The sequence below is a fragment of the Halomonas sp. KO116 genome, from assembly GCF_000734975.2.
In the GTDB taxonomy this organism is placed as follows: Bacteria; Pseudomonadota; Gammaproteobacteria; order Pseudomonadales; family Halomonadaceae; genus Vreelandella; species Vreelandella glaciei.
In genome coordinates, this window is the sequence record NZ_CP011052.1 from 4,186,663 (window position 1) to 4,202,111 (window position 15,449).

The 15,449-nt window shown below is 52.8% G+C and carries 12 protein-coding genes and 2 pseudogenes; 4 read left to right on the forward strand and 10 right to left on the reverse strand.

Annotated elements, in window-relative coordinates; translation table 11 throughout:
* Positions 1–227 precede the first annotated feature (227 nt).
* From KO116_RS19140 to KO116_RS19150, 3 genes are read left to right on the forward strand one after another with little or no spacing between them, the layout of a single operon-like run.
* Positions 228–1,193, forward strand: a complete 966-nt coding sequence (locus KO116_RS19140) for a tripartite tricarboxylate transporter substrate binding protein (protein ID WP_035563555.1) — start codon at positions 228–230, stop codon at positions 1,191–1,193.
* A 35-nt stretch (positions 1,194–1,228) separates the two neighbouring features.
* Positions 1,229–1,693, forward strand: coding sequence for a tripartite tricarboxylate transporter TctB family protein (locus KO116_RS24210; RefSeq protein WP_052703803.1), 465 nt, complete (start codon positions 1,229–1,231; stop codon positions 1,691–1,693).
* A 9-nt stretch (positions 1,694–1,702) separates the two neighbouring features.
* Positions 1,703–3,223 carry a tripartite tricarboxylate transporter permease gene (locus KO116_RS19150; RefSeq protein ID WP_035563549.1) on the forward strand — a complete coding sequence of 507 codons (1,521 nt, stop codon included), beginning with the start codon at positions 1,703–1,705 and terminating at the stop codon, positions 3,221–3,223.
* A gap of 936 nt (positions 3,224–4,159) precedes the next feature.
* Here KO116_RS19150 and KO116_RS19155 read toward each other — a convergent pair.
* Together KO116_RS19155 and KO116_RS19160 are read right to left on the reverse strand one after the other, a co-directional pair.
* On the reverse strand, positions 4,160–5,041 hold the full coding sequence (locus KO116_RS19155; RefSeq protein WP_045812180.1) for an electron transfer flavoprotein subunit alpha/FixB family protein: 882 nt from the start codon (positions 5,039–5,041) through the stop codon (positions 4,160–4,162).
* A 42-nt stretch (positions 5,042–5,083) separates the two neighbouring features.
* Positions 5,084–5,362, reverse strand: a pseudogene (locus KO116_RS19160) (electron transfer flavoprotein subunit beta/FixA family protein); the annotation flags it as partial.
* 170 nt (positions 5,363–5,532) lie between these two features.
* On the opposite strand from KO116_RS19160, the pseudogene KO116_RS19165 reads away from it, so the two are divergent.
* Positions 5,533–6,147 (forward strand): annotated as a pseudogene (locus KO116_RS19165) (transposase); the annotation flags it as partial.
* Between the two features lie 1,177 nt (positions 6,148–7,324).
* Here KO116_RS19165 and KO116_RS19175 read toward each other — a convergent pair.
* From KO116_RS19175 to KO116_RS19210, 8 genes are all read right to left on the reverse strand, one after another.
* Positions 7,325–7,915 (reverse strand): cupin domain-containing protein, encoded by a 591-nt coding sequence (locus tag KO116_RS19175; protein ID WP_035563546.1) that lies wholly within the window; start codon positions 7,913–7,915, stop codon positions 7,325–7,327.
* A 697-nt stretch (positions 7,916–8,612) separates the two neighbouring features.
* Positions 8,613–9,560, reverse strand: coding sequence for an NAD-dependent epimerase/dehydratase family protein (locus KO116_RS19180; protein ID WP_035563544.1), 948 nt, complete (start codon positions 9,558–9,560; stop codon positions 8,613–8,615).
* 4 nt (positions 9,561–9,564) lie between these two features.
* Complete coding sequence (locus tag KO116_RS19185; protein ID WP_035563542.1) at positions 9,565–10,548, reverse strand: fumarylacetoacetate hydrolase family protein; 984 nt, start codon at positions 10,546–10,548, stop codon at positions 9,565–9,567.
* 630 nt (positions 10,549–11,178) lie between these two features.
* Complete coding sequence (locus tag KO116_RS19190) at positions 11,179–12,246, reverse strand: hypothetical protein (RefSeq protein ID WP_035563540.1); 1,068 nt, start codon at positions 12,244–12,246, stop codon at positions 11,179–11,181.
* Positions 12,247–12,341: 95 nt separating this feature from the next.
* Complete coding sequence (locus KO116_RS19195; protein WP_035563537.1) at positions 12,342–12,641, reverse strand: 3-keto-5-aminohexanoate cleavage protein; 300 nt, start codon at positions 12,639–12,641, stop codon at positions 12,342–12,344.
* Between the two features lie 16 nt (positions 12,642–12,657).
* The gene (locus KO116_RS19200) at positions 12,658–13,434 is read right to left on the reverse strand and encodes a cyclase family protein (RefSeq protein WP_035563533.1); all 777 of its coding nucleotides are present in this window, start codon (positions 13,432–13,434) and stop codon (positions 12,658–12,660) included.
* Between the two features lie 102 nt (positions 13,435–13,536).
* Positions 13,537–14,853, reverse strand: a complete 1,317-nt coding sequence (locus KO116_RS19205; protein WP_035563530.1) for a TRAP transporter large permease — start codon at positions 14,851–14,853, stop codon at positions 13,537–13,539.
* The gene (locus KO116_RS19210; protein WP_045812181.1) at positions 14,850–15,413 is read right to left on the reverse strand and encodes a TRAP transporter small permease subunit; all 564 of its coding nucleotides are present in this window, start codon (positions 15,411–15,413) and stop codon (positions 14,850–14,852) included. The genes KO116_RS19205 and KO116_RS19210 overlap by 4 nt, the downstream gene beginning before the upstream one ends.
* Between the last annotated feature and the right edge of the window lie 36 nt (positions 15,414–15,449).

Sequence of the window (15,449 nt, forward strand, 5' to 3'; positions counted from 1 at the left end):
AACTGCCCCATTTCATATCTTTTTTGAACTCTCTAGTGCGTCACAAACCTTATAAAATGACGGGCTATGGCCTCGAGAGGCTATGTCGACTTATATACTTATCCCCCTTTGGTGCAGTGGAATACGTAACTAATAACACGCAAAATAAAAGATAATCATGCACGCAGCTTATCTTGGCTGCTTTTCATTCGGAATAATCTAATTAAAACAATTAAAGGTGAAATATCATGAAACTCAGAAAACTTCTCCAATCCAGCTTGAGTGTAGCGATTATTGGTGTCGCTACCGCTCTTCCATTACAGGCTTGGTCCGGTGACTGGGAGCCCTCGGCACCGATTCGGCTTGAGGTGGGTTTTGGCCCAGGAGGGAGTGCTGATACGGTTGCAAGGTTGATCGCCAAGCAAATCGAAAATGAGCAGGGCTGGAAACTGGTGGTCGAAAACAAGCCGGGTGGTGGAGGCACTGTAATGGCGGGGGGGCTGGTACGCAAACCGGGAGACGGTTTGACCTTCGGCCTAGCGGTATCGGAGTCGTTAATCTACAACCTAGCGACTAGGCAGGGCAGTCATTATGGGCTGGAAGACTTTGCTTACCTAGGCACGGCTGGGGTAGCACCGATCTCTTGGATTGCGAAGTCGGATGCGCCATATACGGATATTGAAAGTCTGATTGACTATGCTAACAGTAACGACGGAGCAACGGTAGCGGTACAGAGTAAGGGCAGCGAGTTGCTAGTGCGTGCCATTGCAAAGCTCAGTGGAGCGCCACTTAGACCAGTCCCCGCTCAGGGTGGCTCTACAGTTCTTCAGCATATTCTTGGCGGTCATGTTGACTCTGGTTTCGACGGAGGGGCTCATATCAAGTATGTCGAGGATGGGGAGCTGAAGGTATTAGCGCCAGCGACCCGAGCGCGCCATCCCGTGGCATCGGATCAGTTAACACTGATTGAGCAAGGCTATGAGTTTGGCTATGAAGAGCCGCATTTCGTCTTTATTGCTCCTAAGGAATTACCCGCCGATGCCCAGTCGGCATTGGCTACCGCCCTCGACAGCGCGATCACCTCGCCCGAGGTGATCGATGTGTTGAAGAATAGCATGCACATTGAGGCCAATAACCTGGGCGTCGAGCAAACGGCCTTAATGATGACCCGCTCGTTGCGTGGTGCTGAACAGCTTATTAAAGCCGCTGAATGAACTTCGACTTTGGTAAAAAAGAAAGCAGGAGTGCTATGGCACTTCTGCTTCCATACTGTGACGCATCGAGAGGTTTCGAAATGAATAGCCACCGCTTGCTTGGCGGATTCAGCGTGCTGGTTGGCGCTGTCTTGCTACTGGTCATCATTCCCGCCCAGACCGTTCCGGTGTCCTACGGAGCCCTGGCTCCGAGTGACTTCCCATCCTTCGCCGCGGGTTCCATTCTCATTTGTGGGTTAGTGCAGCTTTTTTTTCCCACAGGTACTGTGCACTTCAGTCTTGGCGAAGCCACGCGCGCTCTTCTTGTTACTCTCGGGGCACTCGTCGCGGCCTTGGGTCTCGAGAGGGTCGGTTTCTTGTTGGTAGCACCGCCCTGTGTGCTGGCTGTGATGCTGTTCATGGGGGAACGCAGAGTCAGTTGGCTGCTGATCGGTGGTATCGTCGCGCCGCTGTTGATCTGGATGCTGTTTGAAATTCTACTCGGTCGCCCGCTTCCCTGAGGTATTACCATGTTTGAACTTAACGTAATTCTGGCCGGGCTGGCTGATGCCTTTACCCTGACTAACCTGCTGTTCGTCTTGCTCGGTGTTGCCCTCGGTCAGTTTGTTGGGGCCGTTCCTGGCCTATCCGCGCCGATGGCGATTGCCATCGCCGTGCCATTCACCTATGTGATGAGTCCACTGTCCGCTGTGGCCTTTCTCGTAGGGATCGCCAAGGGGGGAACCGTGGGTGGCGCAATTCCGGCTATCCTGCTGAATACACCGGGGTCTCCTGAAGCGGCAGCATCAGCTATGGATGGATATCCACTGGCCCAGCAGGGTAAAGGGGTGAAAGCTATGAAGCTGTCACTATATGCCTCAGCCACCGGCGATACGCTGAGCGATATAGTATTGATTACAGTCGCCGCGCCACTCGCTGTACTGGCGCTGATGACAGGGCCTGTTGAAATTGTCTCTCTGATGATTTTCGCCTTTTCGATCATTACAGGACTGGTGGGCAACTCAATGGCCAAGGGGATTGCTGCAGCGGCCTTTGGCCTGCTTTGCGCCAGCGTCGGGCTTGATCCCGAGCACGGTACTCCACGACTAGAGTTCGGCCAGTACCAGCTTGATGATGGCTTGCCGCTGGCGGCCGTTGCGATCGGTATGCTCGCGGTTGGCGAAATCGTGCGCCAGATTGCTGGATACGTAGTCGGTGGCACGCCGACCATCAAACTGTCGCCAGATAGCTCTAACCCTAACAATCGCCTATTCTGGTCTGAGTACTGGTCGTGTCGTTATACTTTGTTGCGAGGCAGTGTCATTGGCACGATTATCGGTGCGATACCGGGCGTAGGGGCAACAGCTGCCGGGTTTCTGAGTTATGCATCTGCTAAAAGCGCGTCGAAGGAACCTGAAAGCTTTGGTAAGGGTAACATTCATGGCTTGGCCGCTACTGAGTCGGCTAACTCAGCGGTAATGGGGGCGAATTTTATACCCTTACTGACACTAGGTATTCCCGGCAATGTAACGGCCGCACTTATTATCGGTGCGCTGATTATACAGGGTATCCAGCCCGGACCTTTTCTATTTCGTGATCAGGGGCAACTTATTTATGGGCTATTTGGTGCCATGATGATCGCTAACCTGCTAAACCTACTGGTTGGGCAGTTCGGAATCCGGTTGTGGGCCAGAGTCGTTCGTGCACCAGCTTCGATCATTTTCTCCGTTGCCCTGTTGCTCTGTATTGTAGGCGTTTATCTGACCACTGGCGGTATATTTGGCGTCAAAGTTATGATTCTTTTCGCGGCTATTAGCTATTTGATGCAGGCGTTTGGTTTTTCTGTCGTAGCGTTCATTATCGCCTTTTTCTTGGGGCCACAGCTTGAGCGCTCACTGTCCCAGGCTTTGATTATCCTTAATGGAAACCCGAGAGCTTTACTTGACCATCCCGTTGCATTAGCTTTGATAATGCTAGCGGTGTTTTTTACCTACTGGGTAGGAATACGAAAAAAGAAGAAGGTCAAAGTGACTGCTAAGTCTGATTGTTGACGCGATTGCTTTATTTCTTGATAGACAAGCTAAATTTCCTAGTATTAATTATCATTAGATACAATATTGGCACAAGGAAAGCATAGCCTTTTAGTCATTGGAGTCAATACTTGAACCTCTTGACCCTTTACTTTACGAAGTAAAGGAGAGCATTTTGAGTGGTGGGCAAGTCAGGCCGTTTCGTGCGTGCTTTTAGCGAGTTACTAGTACGCATAAAGGCAGCTTGACTGTCAGATGAACCAAAAGGGGTATGCCGTACGACAACGTCCACTCTTGAGAGTGTTACCCCCCACCAATGAATATGGGGGCAAGAAAGGTTTTACAGCATCAACTCTGTCGTACTTGCACCACTACACTAGAGGTCGCGAAAGAGCTTTTATCGGATAAAAGGTGTCGCGCTGATTAACCACTAGCCCCATCGGGGTATGGCTGAACATGGCCGTACCCGCAGTTGACCAAACTATCATGTCGTGAGAAAGCGCTTCTACGAGGCTGGAGAAGCTATCAGGGGTAAAACGAGTGATGGCATCAATGGCCTGCTAAAGTGGGTTAAAAAATCCGGTATCAGAAAAAAACTAATACCGGACTACCGCATTATAAGCTAATTGTTAAAACACTTAACTGATTGCCATTAAGGTTAGAGCAAGGTTTTGAGTACTTAACAGTTTCGTATGATAGGGAACCCCTGATTAACTATTGCGCTTGCCTATACGGCGTTAAAAATCACTTCAAAATGCTCATTTACAGCTCGTAAACTCCGCTTTTTCGTTGATTTTTGCCTTGTCTAGACTTCGCTAATTACGTTAATCAGAGGCTCCATAGTAGTTCGTACGCGATCACATCGACTTTCATTTCTGGCTTACAATGCTAACTGCATGCGGGCATACCCAGTGGCATACTTGCTACGAACAGATGGCGCAGCCGACAACAAGGCCACTAACTGTTAGTAGGCCCGGCCGGGAAGATCGGCGCTTCGTCGTCCTTGTTGATCGCGACGATCACCTTGGAATCCTTCATGCCCGCCAAGTGCTGAATGGCACCGGAGATACCCACGGCGATATACAGATCCGGGGCAACGATCTTACCGGTTTGGCCGACCTGCATGTCGTTGGGCACGTAACCGGCGTCGACCGCCGCACGGGAAGCACCAATGGCGGCCCCCAGCTTGTCGGCAATACCGTCGAGCAGCTTGAAGTTTTCGCCGTTGCCCATGCCGCGACCACCGGAAATCACCACCTTGGAGCCGCCCAGCTCGGGACGATCCGACTTCGCTAACTCTTCTATGACAAAGCTGGATTGGCTGTTTTCAACCACCACATCGACCGCTTCGATAGATGCGCTGCCACCTTCGCTGACCGCATCAAAGCCGGTGGTGCGCACGGTGATTACCTTTAGCGTGTCGTCGCTTTTTACCGTGGCAATGGCGATACCAGCGTAAATCGGGCGTTTGAAGGTGTCAGCGCTATCCACGGCCAGCACGTCGGACAGCTGGCTGACATCCTTCAGTGCGGCCAGACGCGGCAGTACGTTTTTGCCGGTAGTGGAGGCACTGCCCAGCACGTGAGTGTAATCATCGGCCAGTTCGACCAGCAGCGCGCTCAGCGGCTCGGCAAGCTGGTCGGCGTAAACGGCGTTGTCTGCGACGCGCACTTTAGTGACTCCTTCGATCTTGGCGGCCGCCTCGGCGGCGGCTTGAACGCCTTCCCCGGCCACCAGTACGTCGATGTCGCCGCCAATCTCTTTGGCCGCCGCGACAACGTGGGCAGTAGCGTCGGCCAGTTGACCTTCGTGTAAAGCAGCAAGTACCAGAATGCTCATGGCATCAACTCCTTTCAAAGCACTTGTAGCTAAGTACTTGGCTTAAAGCACTTTGGCTTCGTTTTTCAGTTTGTCAATCAGCTCGTCAACCGAGGCGACTTTCACACCACCCTTGCGCTCGGCAGGCGACTCGACTTTGAGCAGGCTGACCCTGGAGGCGACCTCGACGCCGTAATCGGCGGGGGTCTTGACGTCCATCGGCTTTTTCATGGCCCTCATGATGTCCGGCAGTTTGGCGTAGCGCGGTTCATTAAGACGCAGGTCGGTGGTGACGATGGCCGGCAGTGTCAGCGCAACGGTTTGCAGGCCGCCGTCGAGGTGACTCGCTACCGGTATCGGGGATCTCGGATCCCGACACCTTGGACAAGTGATGCACTGGCATAACCTTGTGGAGAGCCGGATGCGGTGAGAGTCGCACGTCCGGTTCGGAGGGCGGGCCGGGGAAACCCACCAACTGAAAAGTTGACAGGGCGCCCCGGCTCGACCCCTACACCTATTTACCCTCGCCGGTGCGAGGGCAGTATTACTATCTGTACCTGATCGAAGATATCTACAGCCGCAAAGCGGTTGGCTAAGAAGTACACCCGGCAGAATCTGGGGACGACGCAGCGACCTTGCTACAACGGAGTGCTCTCAGCGAGAAATGCCTACGCACTCCGCTTGTGCTGCACTCTGACAATGGCGCCCCCATGAAGTCAGTCACCTTGTTAAGCAAGATGCATGACTTGGGTGTGACGCCGTCGCGGGGAAGGCCCCGGGTCAGTAATGATAATGCCTTCTCAGAATCATTGTTTAAGACGCTGAAATATTGCCCGCAGTGGCCGATGAACGGCTTTGCCAGCTTGGACGACGCGTGGGTCTGGGTAAGAGACTTCATCGGGTGGTACAACACTGAGCATAGACACAGCCGCATAGGCTTCGTGACACCAGCAGAACGCCATCAAGGTCTTGATAAGGATATTCTGGCCAAGCGTCATGCTTTGTATCAGCAGGCCCGAGCCGCACAACCAGCACGCTGGTCAAAAGAGACGAGAAAGTGGCAGCCTGTTGGGCCTGTGACACTCAACCCTGAAAGGCTTGAGGTAGCGCAGAAGGAAGCGGCATAAAGGATCTACGCGACAACTACGTTGCCAAACACCGGTCTTCTCTATCTGGCGTTAGCAAAAGAGGTGCCTGGAGACATTACTCGTAGGCTATGCCCGTATTACTGTAATGCACTCGGGTTGTGGCACTATTGAGCTGGCTAATTCTAATGCTTTGTTCATTAGCAGCAGCACTAATTCCACTGATTACATCAGTAACGCGCACCACGCTCTCCACGAATTTCTGCATGTTTTGTCCAGCATTATCGACCTGTTTCTAAACTTGCCGTCTCCATAGCGGACAGCCAACTGCGAAGACTCAGCCAGCGTTAAGGTCTCAATGAAGACCTAAAGTGAGATGGAGGATGGCAACATCGACTTGGCCATTGGGCTGATCCCACAGCTTGGCGCTGGCTTCTATCAGCAAAAGCTGTTCATGAAGAGGTATGTTTGCTTGATGCGCCACGATCATCCTCAAGGAGAGCAACGTCGGGCTCGATGAACTTCGGGCTCGATGATTTCAGAGTAGCAAACATGCTGTAGTAGCTAAGGCACAGGTCATAGCAGCGTAAAGAAGGAGTTGAGCCATGCGGGTATTGATCGCCCAGTGAGACTGAAACTGCCATATTCTGCTGCTGTGCCGTATATCATAAGCGAGAGCGACCTGATGGTAACAGTTACAGACAAGCTGGATAAGGCAACCCAGTGCCGATTCGGGCTAAAAATGCATCAACACACCCTCTCCCTTTTCCAGAAACCCTCATCAATCTATTCTGGCATCGCCGCTTTCATCAGTATCCAGGAACCCGTTGGCTGCAGAATCTGATCTTTGATATGTTCTCAGAGTGACACTCATCCATGGCAAGTGCTCACCAGGATAGAGCTAACAACTAGAAATATGTTTAAGCTCCCGGGTAATTAAATGAGATATATAAGTTACCTGTCGGGTCCCAGATGATTGATTCGAACCTTACCGAGATTCCTGGAGACTTCAATCCTTGAGAGAATAGCGTAGAGAATGCACCCACTTGTCATTGCCTCGGACTAGATGATGAATTGGCTGTTGCTCATCAACACGGAAGCAAAGGAGTACGAACCAAGCCCGACGAAATGGCATTGGCTCGAACCCTCAGCGATTGCGCCCCCCGTAGCCCCGTTACGAGTGCGGTTTTTCACATAGACGAAACAGGGGGGCTGGACTTCATGACGTAGCGGCTCGGCTCTCCAGCGCCTCGGCAATTTCCGGGTCATAAGCACCATCAACGAGGATAAATAACATACGGCAGGCCTTATCAGACCGGTTGGCCCAAGCGTGGTTGGTTCCCCGCTGAATAACGACACTACCGGGTCGGAGTTGGACCTCGGAATCATCAAGAACTAGTGTCAGCTCACCTTCCATCACAATCCCGTAATCAATAGATTCCGTTCGATGCATGAGGGGATGAGGGGAGTCCGGCTTGACGGTGGAGGCTTTCTCATCACCCATTTGTGAGAAGGCATCCTTCATTCTGGACGCGCCATGAGTCAAGAAATCTTCACTATCCGGCGGGATATCGACAAAACGGATGCGCGTACCATTCTTGGGAGGAGGCAATGTGATCGGGCCCGCCGTTGGATCCTCACCGCTGTCGATGACCGCAGGTGTAGCACCGGTAGACCACACCTCGTGTAAGGTCGTACCCGGGAGCGCATCAAGTTCCACGACCGTACTTAAAGGTCCATCGCTAACAATAATGGCCTTACCGTCCTGATCATGGCCGGTCACAACACGATGTATATCTGGGAATACCATAGTTTTTTCCTTTATTTAATTTGCTCAGTCTAACCTACCGCTCTCATGCTTAGTGCTGGTATACACACATGCAGACACTTTATAAGCTTTAAAAACGCCTAAATAAATTTAGCCAAATCTTGAGCTACCCTCGAATCATTCGCACGTGCTCCTCTTTCTTTTATTGCCGCCTTCAATCTCAACGCGGCACAGGCGACCAGAGTCTTTAGCCCGTATTCGGCATCGTTCCACTGACTGTAGTTAACGCCCGCTGAACTCAGAAGAGCCCGATCATCACATATAGGTCCGAACTTGCGCCAAAAGGCCGAGACTATCCAACGTATAAACAGCGGCATTTGGAATGCCGTTTGGCAACTCACACTCGGCGCCGATAGCACTATCAGTCTCTGCCATTGTCTTGAGGGTAAACTCCAGTCCATCCTCGCCCATCATCTGTCTAAATTCATTTCACACCGACTCGACTCCAGCTATTGTATGCACTGGTCCTGTTGGATTGGAGAAGACTTCACCAGCGTGTCACCCAGTACTATCACTGGGTAAGACGCCAACGGACAAACGGAAGCATCATTACCTTGTCTCTCGATGACTATCTACAACTGCAGTACTATGGTTTGTCTGAAAAGCCAGCATGTGAAGACCAGCTGACTTTAACGCAGTATGGCAAGCACAGACGCTGTTCAGACAGACCCTAAGTTGACTAGACGCGTACCGCCTGCTCGATTAGCCGATCCACATCGCCATCATGAGTGAAACCGAGGCCAGTGGCGATGTCCGCATGCATTTCAGGAAATGCGCCAAAAGTGGCTTCCAGTTGTTTATCTGGCTGATACTCCACCAGTTCAAGACGGTCATGGCCAAAGCATCGCACCAACCCCTCGATCACTTCTGCCATGGTCAAGCGCAGCACCGGCAAGACCATACTACGGTGCGTCTTTAACTCGTCGCCTGATAGGGTGGCCGCATGCATGAGGTTATCTACGCAGCAGCTCACCGACATCCACCATGCCACCGCTTGAGGTGAAACGGGACAGGCGAAGCGTTCTTTGTCCCTCAGCCGCCAGAACACATCGCTCATGAATGCGGATAGTAGGCCGGATGGCTGTGGTGGCCGAGCAACGATGCCAGGCAGGCGCAGTGAGATACCATCTAGCCAGCCGTGACGGCTATAATCTTCGATTAGGATTTCACCAGCCAGCTTCTGGATGGCGTAACTCATACGCGGGCGTAGTGGCGTATCGTCATTGACTAGTGACGGCATCGGGGAGCCATAGACAGCGATAGTGCTGGCAAAAACCAGACGAGGTACGCTTTCCTGGTGACGCAGGAGTTCTAGTAGCCGTTGGGTGGCTTCAAGATTGACCCGGCGCCCTAGATCGAAGTGCTTTTCTGCCGCCCCACCGGGAATGCTGGCCAGATGAAAGACAAGATCGAAAGGTCCATCGTTAAAGGCCATATCGAATTGCCCGGCCTCAGCGATGCTGCCCTCAATCTTGCGTACATGAGCTTCTTCGAACGCCTCGTCAAAAGCCATATCCATCAGCACCAACTGGCTAATGGTTCGACCGTTGAGAGACCGGGACTCCAGCAGACGGCTTACCAAATGACGACCAACGAATCCGTTAGCGCCGGTGACCAATATCTTCACCCTTTCACTCCTGTGCTGCGACGTAGCGGTTATCGATAGCACCGAACAAGCTCTGGCCCTCTTCATCCAGCATCTCGAAGCGCAGGTTCTCACCAAAACTAATAAACGGTGTATGTGCCTCGCCAAACTCTATGATATCCAGTGCTCGCCTTTCAGCCAGGCAGCTGGAGCCTACTGAACGGAAGTCGCGGTTGGAGAAGGTGCCGCTACCCAGTACGGTGCCCGGCCCCAGGTTACGGTTATAAGCGAGATGACTGAGCAGCTCACCGAAGCTGAAGTCCATTTCGCGGCCGTTTGGGTGACCGAACCATTCACCATTGCGTGAAACACGCAGATCCAGTGCCACTCGACCGTCATCCCACGCACTGCCTAGCTCATCGGACGTCACCGCTACGGGGGCAAATACCGCGGCGGGCTTGGCTTGGATGAAGCCGAAGCCCATCTCCAGCTCTCTCGAAAGATGGGACCTCATCGATACATCATTGAATAGTGTAAATAGGCGGATACTCGCTTCACATTGCTCCGGATTCGCCCCCATGGGAATGGCGCCGGTAATGACCGCAAGTTCCCCCTCGAAGTCACAATTGTCCCCCTCGCTTGGGAAAGCATAATCGTCGCAGGGGCCACGGAAGTCATCACCCTGGCGTTGAATTAGGATCGGCACGCCCTCCGGCACCTGGACTGTCAGATTGAAGGCTTGCCCCATAATTTCACCATGATTGAGAAACGCTGAAGCATCTATAAACTGATAAGCGCGCGGCAAAGGTGCCACCGCCTGGGTAGGGTCGAAGGCGAAGGAGCCTTCGGCCCCGCCACCATTCAAATCTTGGTAAAGCTGCTCTAAGGCTGGAGCACACTCTTCCCAGCTTTCCAAGGCCAGCTGCATGGTGGGAGCAATAGCACTAGCGTCTACTGAGTGAGTAAGATCACGGGAGACCACCACTAGCCGGCCATCACGGCTTCCATCTTTAAGAGTAGCTAGCTTCATCGGCATGTTCCTTTTGATTTGTTTTAACAATACTGCCTAGCTGCCCAACAGCATCAGTCCCACACTAGGCCAGACCGTTGTTATCGACCCAACAGGGCAAATCGACGCGCGGTTTTCCGCCTACGTGTAGGCTGTCAGCATGGTCGTGTCGCGCGTCAGTTGCATAGAAAAGCTGCTGGCATGGTCTTCCATGCCGGGACTTCGAACAGTTCCAATAGCAACAGGGTGACCTCAGCTCCAGCAGCCTGAACAGTCGCTTTTTAGGATACGAGGTATCGAACTACTCGATACCTGAGTAATGATGCTCCACAAGGCAGGTGAGCCGCGTCCGACAGAGCTCTTCCCCTAAGCTGGCATCCACCTATCGACTTAAGGAGTGTTGTACTCCCGCGTCCAGAACCAGTGATTACTGCTACTTTTTCATGCAACCTCATAAACTCATCTCCAAAAGGAAAGCCCCAGATGCAGGGTTCCATACGGACAAGATCCTATCCAGTGTAGAAATGCGCAAAAACTTCACCAGACAAAATACTTACACGTAAAAAAGCGAATCATAAAGCGCTACGTCACCTAATGACTCGCCGTTCAAAAGATCAAAACGAGAAAAGGATTTATCTAGACATCACGTCATTAGAACTTATACATTGCCATCAATTCTAATTGCTGCCCGCCTGGGCGAAGAGGCATCGTAAGCGCGTTGCGATCACGCCACTCGACCCCAATGTCCAAATTAGGCAAATAGGTATAAATTAGATTAACGTTGGTTACCTGAAGCGTATCGTCATCTACAGTTGTCGCTACTTCATCAGCAGTCACCTGCCCATAGCGAATATTGCCACGAAGCTGATCGGTGAACCTGTGACTGACACCAGCAGAAAATCCTGTCGTGCTAACCAGGTCACCGGACGAGTCGACCTCACCTTTAGACGCAATGGTAGGCCCCGGAGCTGACGCGCCGTTAAACCCCCACCCGGAGGACACGTTATTACCCTCTCCTGTATAGCCACTCAGGGCAAGCGAGGTGTCACCAAAATTTAGTTTACCCGCTAAGGAGATCGCAGCGCCAAACTCTGAATCATTGACACCCGTCTCAACCTCCCGGCCGGTGACGGCAACATTAAACCCATGCCCGGCCTCGGTTCGGTATGTATAGGATGCCACCATGTCCGGAATATCGGCATCACTGTAGATCGGATCCTGAAAACTGAAGCGCAGACCACCAGTCGTGTAGTGCAAGACGAGATCCGGCCGAACGACGGACCCACTACCAGCAATGCTACCGATACCTGTACCGTAGAAATCCAAAATCTCGACATCAAATGGCGCAGTAGCAAAGAACTGGCCATTCCACGTCTGGCCAAGCGTCAGATTGTCAACCTGGATAAAAGCATGACGCAGACGCATGGCGTAACTACTGTCAGTCGTATCGGTGGCATTATCCAAGAAGTCCCCCTCCACGAAGGCCGTCACATCATGGCCCTGGACATCACTGTCGATCTCGAAATTAAGTCGTGACTGACGAGCAGATCCATCAAAAGAGTTATCTCCCCCATCAGGGTTGTTGAAAATCCCTTCTGCTTTAACATAACCGCCAATACTAAACGTTGTTCCGTCAACTTCCCCAATTTCAAGAGCGTAAGCTTGAGAAGACATTGAAGCGACTGCTATGGCTAATGCAAGCCTGTTTTTAATTGTCATACTGGTCATACTCCAGATTATTTTTATGATGTTAAAAGACTCAATATTTTAATGAGCCAAAAATGGGGGCTACCCCCAGAAAAACTCTAGCTGTGTTAGCTTTCACTACACTTCATTTCTGTGTTGGTCAGGCTTCCGCCGGTCGAGATATTGATGATTGCATCGGTAGCTAGCTTGATTCGTGGCAGGAAGGCGGTGAAGGCCTCAGGGTCGATGGTCACACTTCCGTCCACAGGACGACGCGCGTGCAGGTGCAGGATCGAAGCACCCGCCTCCGCGGCAGCCACCGCCTGTGAGGAAATGTCGTCGGGCGTGTAGGGCAAGGCATCCGACATTGTCGGCGTATGAATCGCGCCGGTGACGGCACAGGTGATGATGATTTTCTGACGAGACATAGCAGTAACTCTCCGTTCAATCGTTGAGAATAGCGACAGCGCGAGTGAAGCCCGCAGAACCGCCCTTAAGCTTGATAGGAAAACAGCTAATTTCGAATCCTGTTGACGGCAGGGTTTCTAGATTGGACAATTTTTCCATGTGGCAGTAACCGATCTCTATTGATGCTCTGTGGCCTTCCCATATAATTGAGGGATTGTGTTCCTTGAGCCACCTTTCACGGGTGATATTAAAGGGGGCATCCCAGGACCATGCATCAGTGCCGGTGACGCGTACGCCGCGCTCCAACAGCCACAATGTCGCCTCGCGCCCAACCCCGCATCCTGCTTCCAGATAGTCGGTCTTTCCATAGCGCAGTCCTGCTGATGTATTGACGACCACGATGTCGAGCGGCTGCAATTCATGGCCGATGCGACGAAGTTCTGCTTCGATTTCGGCAGGCTGGACAATATGACCATCGGGTAGGTATCTGAAGTCCAGTTTGACCGCCCGGCCCAAGCACCATTCCAGCGGCACTTCGTCGATCGTGATCGCTCGTATGCCGCCATCCATAGTGGAATGATGATGATAGGGTGCATCCAGGTGCGTCCCGTTGTGGCTTGAGACATGGAGAGTCTCAACGGCCCATCCCTCTCCTGAGGGAAGGCTACTAGCGTCCAACCCCGGAAAGAAGCTGGCCATCTGGTCAACCGTGTCCTCGTGAGTGGAGTAATCTATCTTCGGCTGCATAAACTCTGGATCGGCAACAATGTCGGCATCCAGTGTGACCGAGATGTCGATAAGTTTGCGTGACATTAAATTTTCCTCATTTCACTTGATTAGTTGCCAGTAGTGGAGCTACAGCTAGAGGCCAACGCTCCAACTCTGGCCAGCTGTCGTTTTAGTGGCCTCTCTAGGTCAGAGCATTCCAGTTGTAATCCAGGGGAAGGCGACGATCAGAATCAGGATGAGAAGCATAATGAAAGCGAAGGGCGCCGCGCCTACAAACACGTCGTTGAGACTGATTGTACTGTCATCGAGCGCACCCTTTATGACAAAGACTGAGAGCCCAAGGGGTGGGGTCAATAGACCGATTTCGACGGCCAGGACCGTAATGATTCCGAACCAGATCAGATCCATATGCAGCGCTGTCGCCACAGGTAGCACAAGTGGCAGGGTAATCAGCATAATGGAAGAGGAATCAAGGATAGTGCCCAGCAGGATTAAGACAGCGACGTAAAACAGCAGAAAGCCGTAGATACCAACATCCATGCCGATGATCCATTCGGTCAGGAAGACAGGCAATCCCGACAGCGCTAGAAAGCGGCTATACATGGTCGCGGCGATGATGAGTAAGCAGATCGACGCCGTGATGTGGCCAGTCTCCAGCGTAACACTCCACAACGCGCGGGGACCAAAGCGGCGCTTGGCTGCGGCGATAACGATGGCACCGAGTGCGCCGATGGCACCAGCCTCGGTTGGCGTGAAGATGCCGCCATAGATCCCGCCGAGAACGAGACCAACAAGAAGAAGGATGGGCAGCAGCTTGGAAGCAGTGTCGCGTATCGCGGCCCCTCGGCTGAGCCTGCGCTCAACTACCGGCTTCGGTATGCCTGTGAAGCCAGAGAAGAAGCGCACCATCACCCAGATGCCAATGCAGAAGGCGACCGCTAGTAACAGGCCGGGCCCGATGCCAGCAATGAAGAGCTGGCCAACCGACTGCTCAGCGATGATGCCGTAAAGGATAAGAAGCAGGCTTGGCGGGATCATCATACCGAGGATGGAGCTTCCAGCCACCACGCCGGCCGCGAAGCGTCGCGAAAAGCCGATACGCACCATTTCCGGCACCGCCACTTTGGAGAAGACGGCGGCCGAGGCGATAGAGACACCTGTGATGGCGGCAAAGATAGCGTTGGCCCCGACCGTCGCCATGCCGAGCCCGCCACTGATGCGCCTAAAGGCGCGGTTGGCGACGTCGAATGTGTCGCGACCGATATCGGCGCGGCTGACGACAAGCCCCATCAGCACGAAAAGCGGGATCACGCCGAAGAGATAGCTCGAAATGCTCTCTCGCGAAGCCAGGGACAGAATTCGGGCAGCTTGGCCAGGATCATCGCGCAGCAACCATAAGCCGAGGAAGCTGACCAATGCCAGCGCGATGGCAACATGCATGCCGGTGTAAATTAGGATTAGGATGGCGGCCAGTGAAGCTAGGCCGATCTCGATGCCACTCATTTGCATACCTTTTTGCCAGAACCAATCGCCAACACTAGTAGTGAGATAGTGCGCTGCAGGAAGACAAGGAAGAGGAGACCTGAGCCGATCAAAATAATCAGATGAACCGGCCAGATCGGTGCAATAAACTGGCCCACTGTGCCCACTGTCTCGCCACGGTCATAGCTGCGCAGGAAGAGTGGATAGAAGGCTGAGATCAGGATGCTAATGAGCACCGTGCCGGCCGCATGCATGAGCGCATCGATGAAGTCAGCCAGCCGCCTTTGGCGCTTGCGCAGAAAACCAAGAAAGGCATCGCTACGGGTTAACTTGCCCTGGGCTAACGTGTTGGCAATCTGCAGGAAAACGATGGCCTGGATCGACATCGCCACCATCTCCGGCACGCCAGCAATGGGCCGGTCGAAGATTACGCGGCTTATCACGTCGGAAGAAATCAAGAGCATGATCGCTAATATGCCGATCATGCCGACCGCGCTGGCTAGCGCGGTGAGACGCTCAAGGATACTGGCCGCAAGATTAAGTGGGCGAGAGCCAGTGGCATATTCGCTGGAGGTAGGCATGGTTTTTCCTACGGATAAAATATAAAGGTGGGTGCC

Excerpts from the sequence above, each read along its gene's own strand:
- KO116_RS19140 (WP_035563555.1), top strand. The coding sequence starts at position 228 with ATGAAACTCAGAAAACTTCTCCAATCCAGCTTGAGTGTAGCGATTATT.
- KO116_RS24210 (WP_052703803.1), top strand. The coding sequence starts at position 1,229 with ATGGCACTTCTGCTTCCATACTGTGACGCATCGAGAGGTTTCGAAATG.
- KO116_RS19150 (WP_035563549.1), top strand. The coding sequence starts at position 1,703 with ATGTTTGAACTTAACGTAATTCTGGCCGGGCTGGCTGATGCCTTTACC.
- KO116_RS19155 (WP_045812180.1), bottom strand. The coding sequence starts at position 5,041 with ATGAGCATTCTGGTACTTGCTGCTTTACACGAAGGTCAACTGGCCGAC.
- KO116_RS19175 (WP_035563546.1), bottom strand. The coding sequence starts at position 7,915 with ATGGTATTCCCAGATATACATCGTGTTGTGACCGGCCATGATCAGGAC.
- KO116_RS19185 (WP_035563542.1), bottom strand. The coding sequence starts at position 10,548 with ATGAAGCTAGCTACTCTTAAAGATGGAAGCCGTGATGGCCGGCTAGTG.
- KO116_RS19190 (WP_035563540.1), bottom strand. The coding sequence starts at position 12,246 with ATGACAATTAAAAACAGGCTTGCATTAGCCATAGCAGTCGCTTCAATG.
- KO116_RS19195 (WP_035563537.1), bottom strand. The coding sequence starts at position 12,641 with ATGTCTCGTCAGAAAATCATCATCACCTGTGCCGTCACCGGCGCGATT.
- KO116_RS19200 (WP_035563533.1), bottom strand. The coding sequence starts at position 13,434 with ATGTCACGCAAACTTATCGACATCTCGGTCACACTGGATGCCGACATT.
- KO116_RS19205 (WP_035563530.1), bottom strand. The coding sequence starts at position 14,853 with ATGAGTGGCATCGAGATCGGCCTAGCTTCACTGGCCGCCATCCTAATC.
- KO116_RS19210 (WP_045812181.1), bottom strand. The coding sequence starts at position 15,413 with ATGCCTACCTCCAGCGAATATGCCACTGGCTCTCGCCCACTTAATCTT.